The organism is Sphingobacterium sp. UBA5670 (assembly GCF_002420705.1).
Taxonomy (GTDB): domain Bacteria; phylum Bacteroidota; class Bacteroidia; order Sphingobacteriales; family Sphingobacteriaceae; genus Sphingobacterium.
On record NZ_DIIM01000003.1, the window covers coordinates 164,256 to 176,476 of the forward strand.

Annotated in this window: 12 protein-coding genes; all 12 read right to left on the reverse strand. The window is 34.6% G+C overall.

The window, feature by feature from the left end:
• Positions 1-99: 99 nt before the first annotated feature.
• Positions 100-621, reverse strand: coding sequence for a 3'-5' exonuclease (locus B3C94_RS03530; RefSeq protein ID WP_293899126.1), 522 nt, complete (start codon positions 619-621; stop codon positions 100-102).
• A 126-nt stretch (positions 622-747) separates the two neighbouring features.
• Entirely contained in the window at positions 748-1,827 is a 1,080-nt protein-coding gene (locus tag B3C94_RS03535; protein ID WP_293899129.1) for a UDP-GlcNAc--UDP-phosphate GlcNAc-1-phosphate transferase, read from the reverse strand.
• 523 nt (positions 1,828-2,350) lie between these two features.
• Positions 2,351-3,175, reverse strand: coding sequence for a 2OG-Fe(II) oxygenase (locus B3C94_RS03540; RefSeq protein ID WP_293899132.1), 825 nt, complete (start codon positions 3,173-3,175; stop codon positions 2,351-2,353).
• Between the two features lie 41 nt (positions 3,176-3,216).
• Complete coding sequence (locus B3C94_RS03545; protein ID WP_293899135.1) at positions 3,217-3,819, reverse strand: acetyltransferase; 603 nt, start codon at positions 3,817-3,819, stop codon at positions 3,217-3,219.
• 40 nt (positions 3,820-3,859) lie between these two features.
• The gene (locus tag B3C94_RS03550; protein ID WP_293899138.1) at positions 3,860-4,660 is read right to left on the reverse strand and encodes a glycosyltransferase family 2 protein; all 801 of its coding nucleotides are present in this window, start codon (positions 4,658-4,660) and stop codon (positions 3,860-3,862) included.
• Positions 4,661-4,676: 16 nt separating this feature from the next.
• On the reverse strand, positions 4,677-5,774 hold the full coding sequence (locus tag B3C94_RS03555; protein WP_293899693.1) for an EpsG family protein: 1,098 nt from the start codon (positions 5,772-5,774) through the stop codon (positions 4,677-4,679).
• A 5-nt stretch (positions 5,775-5,779) separates the two neighbouring features.
• Positions 5,780-6,925 carry a hypothetical protein gene (locus B3C94_RS03560; protein WP_293899141.1) on the reverse strand — a complete coding sequence of 382 codons (1,146 nt, stop codon included), beginning with the start codon at positions 6,923-6,925 and terminating at the stop codon, positions 5,780-5,782.
• Positions 6,922-7,884 (reverse strand): glycosyltransferase family 2 protein, encoded by a 963-nt coding sequence (locus B3C94_RS03565; protein ID WP_293899144.1) that lies wholly within the window; start codon positions 7,882-7,884, stop codon positions 6,922-6,924. Before B3C94_RS03565 ends, B3C94_RS03560 begins: the two co-directional genes overlap by 4 nt.
• A 3-nt stretch (positions 7,885-7,887) precedes the next feature.
• Positions 7,888-8,994, reverse strand: a complete 1,107-nt coding sequence (locus B3C94_RS03570) for a glycosyltransferase (protein WP_293899147.1) — start codon at positions 8,992-8,994, stop codon at positions 7,888-7,890.
• The gene (locus B3C94_RS03575) at positions 8,991-9,884 is read right to left on the reverse strand and encodes a glycosyltransferase family 2 protein (RefSeq protein WP_293899150.1); all 894 of its coding nucleotides are present in this window, start codon (positions 9,882-9,884) and stop codon (positions 8,991-8,993) included. The genes B3C94_RS03570 and B3C94_RS03575 overlap by 4 nt, the downstream gene beginning before the upstream one ends.
• Entirely contained in the window at positions 9,884-11,173 is a 1,290-nt protein-coding gene (locus tag B3C94_RS03580; protein ID WP_293899154.1) for an oligosaccharide flippase family protein, read from the reverse strand. Before B3C94_RS03580 ends, B3C94_RS03575 begins: the two co-directional genes overlap by 1 nt.
• A 15-nt stretch (positions 11,174-11,188) precedes the next feature.
• The gene (locus tag B3C94_RS03585; protein WP_293899157.1) at positions 11,189-12,157 is read right to left on the reverse strand and encodes a lipopolysaccharide biosynthesis protein; all 969 of its coding nucleotides are present in this window, start codon (positions 12,155-12,157) and stop codon (positions 11,189-11,191) included.
• Positions 12,158-12,221: the final 64 nt, after the last annotated feature.

Sequence of the window (12,221 nt, forward strand, 5' to 3'; positions counted from 1 at the left end):
GGAATAGAAATACCTAGTTTATCTTTCCTAACAAAGATAAGATTTATATTAGTAACAATATGTGACAAAGTTTAGTTCAATAAATACGAAAAGTAAATATCATGCCAAAGAGGGAATATCGGCATGTCTTAAATATAGTTGTGCACAGGCACGTGCATCCGAGAGGGCTTCATGATGATTAAGTTCAATGCCGAGCACATCACAGCAGGCATTTAGCCGTGCAGGCTTGAAGCCTTTCCCCTGATAGATCTTGAACGTACACTCCCATTTGTCCATCAGCCCCAAATGATCGTAGGGCAAATTGTAATACCCCATCGTCTTGCGAAGAACACCACGGTCAAACAGTTCATTATGAGCCACCATGATCCGATTATTAATGAAAGGATAGATACTAGGAAATAATTCTTTGAATGTAGGTGCATCTGCAGTATCCTTAGGCCGAATGCCATGTACACGCGTCGTCTGCCACATATATTGATTTTGGGGCGGTTGAATCAGTGAATAAAACTCTTCAACAATAACCCCTTGTTCAACCACAACCAGCCCGATTGCACAGGCGGAGTTTTGGTTGGCTGTCGCCGTTTCGAAATCTATTGCTGTAAAACTTAATCCTGATTGCATAATCACTCCTCCTAAAGTTGCGGTAAAATTACTACTTTTTTCATTCTACCCAAACTCATTGTCTAAATCATATGCTTATTAGAAGTGGAGCCCATGACTATAAAATAGTTGCTATACAAAGAATTATTACAGAGATCGGACTCCACTCTGCAATAAATCCTCCCTATGCTCACTCCTAGGCATATCGATAACTTTTACTTCTGGAGTCAATTTAACTTCTGGAACAAGGTATGCTTTCTTATGTCGGCGCGCTTTTAATTTCTTTATACGTCTGTGTCTAATCGAATAACGCTCTTCGCCTTTAATATAATAGTTATTGAAAATATATTGCTTCCAGATAAGATAAAATGCACTCAGTCCAGAAAGAGCAATAATAGCAAAGGACCATTGCACTGAAGCTCCAAATTGCACAATATAAATAGCTGAAGCACCCAAAGCCAGTTGAGCCAATCCGTACCCCAAAGAAACCAACAGGCTGTTATAACCAACTTCGTTACTTAACATATGCAACAAAAACGTCCGGTGCGGCTCAAAAATATGGTAACCTTGATAAACCCGGCGTGCAACAGACCAGCCTATCTCTATACCGTACACTGCGAGGAAAAGAATATAAGTAAAATCACCTGTTTTTAAGATAAGCTTACCCAAGGCAAACAACAACATAAACGATAATACAGCAGGTCCAACATCGCCCGCAAAGCAAACTGCTTTTTTACGAAAATTAAAAAATCCGAAAACGACCACCCCAAGTAAGGTATAAATCAAGAAATCTTGTTCTATATAGTTTATTTTGGTATTAACATAAAGTAAAAGTCCCCCCATTACCAATGTACAGCAAGCAGTCATCCCATTGATACCATCCATAAAATTATAGGCATTAATAACACCTATCGTAAAAACAAATGCTAATACAAGGTAATACCAGGGGTAGTTAAAAACACCAAACTGATAAACCATCAGTAGCACAGATGCCAAATGAACTGTTAATCTCGCCGTGGGATGAACGCCACGAATATCGTCCAAAAATGAAATATAAGTTAATAAAGAAAGCCCCAGAAAGAACCACGGATATTCAAAATCGTGATTAACAAAATATATCATCGAAGCAACATAAAAAATAATTCCTGCGCCTCGAATGGTCACCTTGGTATGTGAAGAACGTTCGTTAGGTTTATCTATGATATTAAACTTATCTGCAATCTTCAAGTACAGTAGCTCTAGAACAAAAAGTATTATCAGCGTAAAAATATAAATCATAAAATATAATTAGTGAGTCAAATAAAGCTGTGCAAATATAACGATATTAAGTTTTATTTAACAAACGTTAATCGTATTTTAAACGCTACACTTTTGTGTATTATTTTTACAAATTTTTTTATTTTTTTATGAGGTCAGGCAAATAACTATTTATTCTCTTTAAAATCAAACAGTTCGATTCCTTTTACATGAAAACCCACTGTCTCATCGTGAATAAAACTTTATAGATTTAACCATTAGTCTTAAATATATCCTACAGCATTTTCTGATAAAAAATAACAGTCCCTCCCGAGATACCGGTAACCATCCTAATATCAAAAAAACTTTATAAATTAACGCTATCCAATACAAAAAAAAACCGCTAGAAAAATTCTAGGCGGCTTTTAGATTATGATCAATTCAAACTTTGAATTGATTAGAAGTTATTATCTCGCTTCTAAAAAACGTTTCGTTTTAATCTTAAAAAATGTTATCATTCACCATCCTTTTTCTTTTTATAAATATGGTCAGTTTTAACAATGCGTTTCCCGGTAATTTTTCTCAATGTTTGTCTCAGAAAAGCATCTCCTCTAAGGATTACGTTCTTTATTGGTTCCTCCGGTCTCCCATAAAATGACGTAACATGAAAATATTCGCTAGATTCAGCTGGTTTCTTAGAAAAATAATAATTGGATACACAACATCTTTTTTCATCTACGACGACCTTACTAACTGAGTGAATAGATGTTTTATTGGTAATCATCAAAACCAATCTATTTGATTTAGAAAGTATTACCCGGCTGTTATGATCAACACCTTTATCCCAAAGCTCCAAATTTCCTCCATTTTCTAATTTCCAATTGGGCGAAACGTAATATAAAAGATTTAGTACACGATAGCTTTCTCTATTATTATCGTGCGAATTATCCAGATGTGGATTTAGAAAGTTACCTTTTGCCATTAAACTAATACCGCCCGCATATAAATTAGAATCTGGTTCCATCTCTTTTATACCGGTGATCTCTTCAACAATATCAACTACACGTTGATCTTGAAATGCAAATACAATCTCCTCTAGAAGAGGATTATATAAATCCATCTGGGCCGCTATACGTTTGTTCTCTCGCAATGATTTATATAAAGTCATTTCCTCCGGAGATGGAAAAGCTCGATAAATTTCTTGAACCATATCGCTGGGGAGAAGATCATCTATGAAACAAGAATTTATTTGCCCTATTTGGTTAAATTCCTTTTTCAATACATCTACATTTTGCGATAGCTTTTCAACTATTAATGTCGCATATTCATATCTATTCATAAAATATAATTAATTAAAATTCAAATTGAAAACACTTCTCTTTATTTGGTCGTAGAAACCCACTGATTTATTTCAAAATCAAATATTTTAATAACTTTTGCTGGCACACCGACAGCGATGCTATAATCGGGAATACTCTTAGTTACAACTGACATCGAACCTATAACACAGCCCTTGCCTATGGTAACGCCAGGTAAAATGCAGACATTTTCTCCTATCCAAACGTTATCCTTGATATAAACTGCATTTGTCGACAAAAGCCTGTCTCTAGGTTTGGTTAGCGGACTATCTTGATTATCTCCAGAATAGAATCCATGATTGTGGTCGGAAATAAAAACACGGCTAGCGATCAAAACATCATTACCAATGACGACCTTCTCACTTACTGCAATGTGAACATAATCATTAAGCTGAACATTGTCACCAAAAATTAAATATTTTTCTTTACTTCCTTTTACTGGGTCAACCTCAAGACGACAGCCAAAGCCTGTCGTCAGATTTCTACCAAGGTCGATTAAGCTTGAATACCTGATATCAAATGGCAAACGAATTAACCTAGCTTTCGGATACATTAGCTTTGTATAGATTGTTGATATTAATAGACGTAATCCTCCTACTATTCCATACCGGTTATAAATTTCCATATTACAATTTACTAATTAAATATATTTAAACACTATCAACTCAACGAAAAAATACAATCAAAACTCGTCGAATATATTTAAGAACGGAGAACACATTGAAAAATAGATACTCGGCGATATTAATTATTCCCATACTAAATGCCATCTGAATATTTTTAAGTTCGCCCTTTTCCATTTCCCATAGGTTGCTCGATAATCCAGATTCTCCAAAATCATGCTTACCTCCACCAGTAATTACCAAGCTTTCATTTAAAAGATAGCAATTGCATGCTTTTGCAACTCGGATAAAGTAATTCCCTTCCTCAGCAAACCGCTGATTCTCGTCAAAATACCCTACCCTCTCCAGAATTTCTCGCCTAAAAATTATAGTAGGGGTAACAAAAAGAAACTTAAAAAGCAATTCCTTAGCTGATATCTGGTTGATCTTGCCAAGTCGTCGAAACGCCAAACGCGGAAAATATTCCCCATTTCTTGTCGTTCCCAAAAAATCAATAGTAGGATCTGTCGCTAATATCGCCAGCTGTCGTTCCAATTTATTGGGAAGCCAAGTATCATCAGAGTCTAATAAACAGATCCAATCTCCGGAGCAGCGTCTCATACCCTCATTTCGTGCCCTAGACACTCCTGCATTTTCCTGGTTCACCAATACAATGTTATGTATACTACGCGCTTTAATATATTCTTCGACAAGAGTCTTTGAATTATCTTTTGACCCATCATTGACCACTATAATCTCTATATCCCCTTTCCAGGTCTGTGTAAAAACAGATTCAATTGTCTGTATAATTGTTTTAGCCGCATTGTACATCGGTATCACAACTGATATTTTGTTTTGATTCATCTTCAAAAATTACTTTTTAGCCGATTTCTGTTGGTAGCTCTTTATTAAAAATTGATTTATAGGGGACATACAATTCTTCGTAAAATGAGACGTTACTACGTAATCGCATCAAATAAAATAAAAACACGCATAACAATACCAAATTTCGATTTGATCTATATTTAAAACTCATAATTATAAAGGGAATTAACAGAAATTGAAAATATTCGTAATATTGCGCCATACGTGCAACAGATACTGATACTGGCGTTATTATAACAAAAATACACATCCCAGCAAAATAGAGGTTAAACACCCCTCTAAACGTTATATTTTCTTTATATAGATCATAGAAAAATCCGATGATCAAAAGCAATATTAAAATACGGTAACTAGCTCCAACGATCATAATCTGAAAAGCTGAACGAGTTGGCTCCTCTGCATAATCGCTACCCGCTTCTGCATATGTCATTGCTTTTTCCGAGATTATACCCAAATTGATTTGTCCGAGAAAATTTAATGCTATTTCAAAAAATATAGAAAGAAAAAATGAAATTAACATCCCAAGCAAAATCTGTCTTCTCGTAAATGTCTTGTTATATAAAAAATATGCCGGGATAAACAGAATAGCAGAGCGGTGAAACAAAAAAGCGATAATAACACACGCAAAAAATCGCCAAAACTTCCTTTCTTCTATAAAAATAAAGGAAAATAAAGTTAACGCGACCGCAACATTGAATCGTACAAAAAAGATAGATCCCATATAGAAACCAAACCAAATCATCAATGAAACATAAGGCTGCAGCGAATACTTCTTAAAGATATAAAAGTGTAAGGTGTATATAATAAGCGCCTGTATGACAAGCACAATAGTATAATTATCGCTGATTGCTGCTACCAAATAGTTGACATAATAAAACCCCGGTTCAAAAGCTAGCAGATAGAATGTGTTATCTACATTTTCGAATAATCCAATGTATGCGCCCCAATCTGTACCACGTTCCCAACGTAAACTCGCTAAAGAAAATAAGACGAGAAATGGAACAATCAAGACCTTATTTAATAGATATTTGCCACGATTTATTTCGAAGAAAGCTAGCAATGCGAATACAAAATAAATAACATATAGATACATACTAACTAAAGAATAATCTTCATCTGCTGACAACTGAAAATGTTTCGGGCAGATTCCAAATTTACAGAAAATTGCTTTAAGTCTATCTCACCATGCATCACTTGCGCTATAACTTTCACGAGCTCCTCTTTACTATCACAAAGAAATCCTATGGGGCCACAAGCATCAAAAATAGATTCAAAATAGTCATTTCTTAAGGCTATTACAAATTTATTCTGTTGAATTGCATCAAATATCGCTCCACTAGCAGTAAATTGATAATGCCTGTTATCGTAAAAAAATAAGATATAATCCAATTTACTTACCTCTTTATTAAATTTGTCACGGTCAATAAATACATTTGGTAGAGAGGCAAATTTAATATATGGATAGTCTTTAGTATCAAAATTATGCCAGCCGATCAAATGAGCTGAAAAGGATGCAGCGTATTTGTCTGAAAAATATTTTGTGATCTCATCAAACATCTTAAAGCCTTTGGCTTCAGTTGCTACACCAACCCAACCAAACCGTATATTATCGCTCTTATTATCATTCTTTGCTACTGGGGCTGTAAATATATAGGGGTGATGAAGAGAAATCATATTTTTAGCTAAATTTGGATAATATTTACTCAAATTTCGCACGATCGATGGCCCAAGAATAATCAGTTTTAAATTTTTAGGTAAAGTCCCCCTAAAAAATGGTTTCAAAAAAAGGGAATACCAAAACAACGGACTTGTTACTTTATAGGATGAAAATAAATAACCTAATTCACCATGGCACACAACGTATGTAGGCGTTTTTAAAATTCTTGAAAGAATTTTAAAGATAACTGCAAACAATGGATTTAGTGAAGGAAAGATAACGGTGTGTGCCCTAAACTTGATTAGATAAAAAATATTTAACAAAGATCCATAAAGATACCTAAAGAAAATAGCATAAAACGAATTTCCCTTCGGGAGAGATTTTTCATGAAATACGATTCGATTTAATAGTTTATGAAATCCATGATCTTCTTTCAACAGGTTTTTAATATTACTGATCGCCGATTTATCCGCAATATAAGTTAAGGACCCTGTTGTGCTATTTAAAACAACATATAAAAACGAAGCATTAAACATCTCGTGAAATCCGCCAACGGAAAAAGTATCAACGACAACAGTTCTTCTCATGATTTATTTTTTAATACTCCTAAAATGCGATTCTTTTGGAATGCTCTAAAGTAATTTATCCGCAAATTCAATGCATTGACTAAAATTCCACAGCCTGTAACAAGTTTTTTAAAATCCCTAAAACTCATTTGTGAATGCACACTTCCCGCCTGTACCGAAAGCCAACGCAAAAATAACTGCTCAGGCAATATAATATGATTTTTAATGGTCAAATCTTTGATCCAGGTAATATAAAGATTCGCGGCATGGAGCTTACGTTCGATTACTGTCTTAGACGTTACATCCGACGAAATATTTACACCGCTAAAGCGCCAATATACCTTCGACTCCAGGACAGTAATCTGTTTGTTGTTATGTAATGAATATAAAAACCAAGTGGCGTCATCCGATGCCCAAGCTAACGGAAAATCAACGAATTTAAATCTTTCGAATAATGAACGATGAAAGATATACTCAACGGCATAACTGCGATAGCCATTACAAGCTAATCTATTCCGGATAAAATCTGCTGAAAGTATTGATCCTTTTGTATCATTAAGGGCATCAAATTTTATATAATCCGGATGAAGTTTTCCATCTACATCAATAACTTGTGTGTGAAATTTATAGAACAAACTTTGATCACTGTTATTGTCATAAAATACCTGAACCGCGTCGCTCTCAATGACGTCATCATCAGAGAAGAGCCATATCCATTCCTCATCGGACAAATCAATACATCTCTCCCATTGATTTACCAATGACTTGCCTCCCAAATTATCCTCAAAACGATGGTATCTAATATCGAGTTTATCGTTGTATTTATCCAGTATCGAGTGAATGGGATAAGGGCTATTATCATCACCGATATATACAGTAAAACTCTTTATCGTCTGACGGCTTAAGCTCTCCAACGTATATTCTAGAAAATCATTTTTATAATATGGAATGACAATCGCTAATTTCGACTTACACATCATAGATCAACTATTTAAACAAGCATGAATTTTTTTTGCTATAAAAGACCAACTAAACTCCTGTTCTGCCCGGGATATGATAGCGACTTCTGAAGGGAGATGAATCTTTACATCAATAATCGACTGTAAGATAACGGCTAGTTTTTTAAAATTTCCGATCTCAAAAAAAAGCCCATAGGGTCCAGCTATCTCTTGAGCGGGAGTAAGATCTGTCGAAACAACATAACATCCACAAGATACACCTTCCAACAGAGCTATGCCAAAACTTTCAAATTTAGAAGTCTGAACAAATACTTTAGATCTCCGCAGCTTACTTAACAACATATTTCTATCCATAACGGCCCCGGTAAATAAAACTTTACTTTTTAGCCCTGGATTTTGTGCAAAAAAACGGACTATTTCTTGCTCGAAACTCGCTGCAATAGGCCCTATAAATTCGACCTCCCACCCTCCAAGGTCAATTTCAGCCAATGCTTTTAACATCGTCAGATTGTCCTTTTCCGGCGCACCAATACGTCCAACCAATACAATTCTGTTTTCTTTATATTCCGTCAATTCCCGTCCATTCACAAACGCTAACTTATCAAAATCAAAACCATTTGGAATATAAGCAACCCGCAAAGCGAGATTGCTATTAAAAAAAATTTTCAGTGATTGCGTTTCGACAGAAATCAAATCAATTTTGTTATATAAATATACCTTAAATCTCCTCCATAATCCAGTAGATTTGGCCAGTTTACTCTCCTTAATGCTATCATTTGCATCCAATTTAAAATAGAACTTGACGCGATTGAAGGTAATTGCTTTTACGAACAAAGCAACCAAAGTTTTAATAAATGATTGATGAAAAAACATCACAACATCAAATCTCCTCAAGTGGAATAAAAGGAAGATAAATATATTCAAATTTTCGTTATCAAAAATCCGCCTAATCTTATAGTAAGATAGGCCATGGACTTCATTATCAAGATAACCCATATCTTCCCTTCTTTCATAGCAGGCAATAGATGATTTATAATACCCTTCTTTTTGTAAAAAATAAGGAACCATTCCTACATCTTTAACTAAATGAATATTAGTTCCATTAGGAAAAATTGTTATAAAACGTTTCATATACTCTCTATCTTTCGTATCAAATGCAATTTATCCCTATATGCTGCAACTTTAACGTGTGTGCGTTTCAACCGGTTGTAGATTATAAGGAGGGTATAAAACAACGTTTCTACTTTATATGAAAACCAAATCAAATAACGCTGGTTAGTTTTGGTATAATAGAGTTTTTCACTTTGACGCATACGCAAAGCTATTTTTTCGTCATTCGACTCACTCTGTCCTTCTAAATGAATAATTTTTGCATCCGGAAGCGAAATAACTTTGTAACCTAATTTGCGCACACGAAAGGTTAACTCCACTTCTTCATAATACATAAAAAAATCTTCATCGAACCCGCCTGCTTTATGAAATAAAGATCTCGAAATAAATAAATCCGCTCCCGATATATAACCCACATTTTGAGGTTTTCCAGTGCTATTAAAACTGCCCACCTGACCTAAAACCTTACTAAGCTTATAATAACATAAAAAATCAATTTCCGCCAGCAAACTTGGCAAGAAACTCCAACAGGAGAAAGCTGGCTGAAGGTTAAGGTCATATAAATTGCCCCCTACTATACCAACGTGTTTATTATTTTCACAAAATTCATAAAATTGACCGATAGCATTATTTAATAAAATTGTATCCGGATTTAAAAGAAAAAGATATTTCCCTTTTGCGACGCTTGCGCCGAAATTGTTACCCGATCCAAAGCCTCGGTTTTCCGGATTCTTTAGCAAAATTACGTTGCTATAAAAGGTATGTATAGATTCGATATCCCGCTGCAGTGAATCATTATCAATGACAATAATCTCGAACGCCAAGCCACTCGTATGTTTATAAATTGACTCAATCGCCTTGAGGATCAACTGAAAAGAGTTATAATTGACAATTAAAATAGATACGTCCATTACTTCAAAATGTTTTTACATATACCGATTACAGCTGCCAAAGAAAACCTGTCGATCAGCAAGATATTGACATCCTTTTTTATCAAAGAAATATAAAGTGCCCCTAAAACAAAAATTTCTATCAACAAGTAACTAAAACTGGTTCCAATAAAACCATATTGGGAACTCAGTAATAAATTGAGCAAAAATCCGATAAGTGCAGCCATTGCAGTAACACGGAAAAAGTCTTTGTCCATCTTCAAATTTAACATGGTCTGGATACCCAAAAAAGTGTTTACCATTGATATTAAAGGAAGAAAGGCCAAAATCTTAAGTGGCTCAATAGCATCATCAAATTTATTTCCATAAATCAGGTGGATTGTAAAAGGTGCTAAGAAGAATATTGACAGCCCCACAAACAACAAAGCATAGATTAAGACTGGTAGCAGACTTCGCAGAACATTTAAACCTTCTTCGACGTCGTTTTTAAAGGCTTTTGAAATAAAAGGAAAAAGTACAGTAGAGAGCGGTAAATTAAGAACATTGATTACGATAAATATCAATGATTGTGCAGTCGTATAGTATCCAACTTCGGCTTTTGATGCAAAAAAACCCAATACAATAATATTTGTGGTTGTATAAATAGAAACAACAAAGGATGATAAATACATCATCCGTTCTTCTAATAGAAGCTTCCAGACTTTTTTAATAGATACAACCGTAAAATGTAAACGAAATTTCTTAACTGCAAAAACGTTTAAAAAAGCTGAAATCCCAAAAGCTAATACAAAATTAATCAGTGGCAAAACAATAAGATCATTTTCATTTTTTACCAAAATCAAAATAAAAATGCAATTGAGTAAACCCCTTAAAAAATTAGTAAAGGCAAAAATATTCAGATATTGCATACCCTGAAACACATACTGTGGTGTTAGGCAAGTAGCGATACAGGAGCCAAAGACGATTATGGCAACCGGCTTATTGCTAGCTAAAGGATTGAATACAAATAAAGATACGGCGAACAAGATAATGGAAACTAAAAATAAATAAGCCCGAGCCGTCATAACCTCTGAAAAAACTCTACTTATGGAGGAAGGATCTGCAGCGATGCGCCTTGTTGCTGTATAGTCAAACCCATAAGATATCAAAATATTGAAATAGGCTACAAACGCGGTTGCATAATTGATAATACCATATCCTTCCGGTCCAATAATGCGAGAAACATAAGGTATCGTAATTAATGGAAATGCATAATTGATCAACTGTACAAGCCCTAACGATGCAAAACTCTGCAATAAACTCTTGCGCATTATTTAAAGATAATTTTAAGCAATTTGCGTTTTGCTCATTGCTGATTTGTAAAATCTAATTGACGTCAATATTAATGCTGACAAAATAGAACATAATATAAAACCAATTATGAAATAGAGCTTTTTATTGACAATTTTATTTTCGAGCGGAAACGTAGGGATATCGATTAATTGAATAAGAGGCGATTCTTTTAATAGCGTCATTTTCGTTATCTCTAAATTTTGAACCAATTGGTTTAATATCGCTTTATTTGTTTCGGCAGAAAATTGAGAACGTTGACTAGGTACTATCCGTTGTGCTTGACGCGTAGGATTTAAATTTGGCGTAGCATCAACAATAGAGGCCATTGTATTAATGTTTCCATTCATAATACTCCTGATCGAATCCGCTTGCTGTTGTAATAGCTGAATATTATACTGCGCCTTTTTTGTTTTTGTCTGCATGTAAAAGTCATTCACTTCTTGCACTAAGGCAGTATTAAACTCCTTCGCAAAAGACTCGTTAAATGAGGTAATCTCGACTTTAATAATCGACAACTTTTTATCAAGCTTATCAACTTTTAAATTTTTCTTTAAAATCTGACCAATCACTTTATTCATCAAACTATCTCGCTTTCGCGCCTGAGCCCCATTATATGGTTTTCGAAAATCAATATTCTCATCATCTTTCCCCTTTTCTTCTTCCACCGCGAGATAACGATCGATTAAAAGTTTATTCTTATCCGAAGGGGAAATTTTGAGCAAAGTTGCCTGAAGCATTTTGCGAGATTTATAAAATTCCAATAAATTATCTCCTTGAAAAATCCCTGTATTTGATCCGCCATTATCCAATCCTACCATAGAAGCAAGACTTTCATATTGACTCATGCCGCCACTCTTTTCACCTGCTTCTAGCACAAAAGTGGTCGTAGCAGTATAAACATTTTTTTTAGATTTGGCATAAAAAAAACCGACGCCCCCTCCTATCAATCCTGCTAAAAGCAATATATACCATTTGGAAATTAGGAATTTCATCCAATTCTGAATTAAATGCACTAATTCCTTTAAA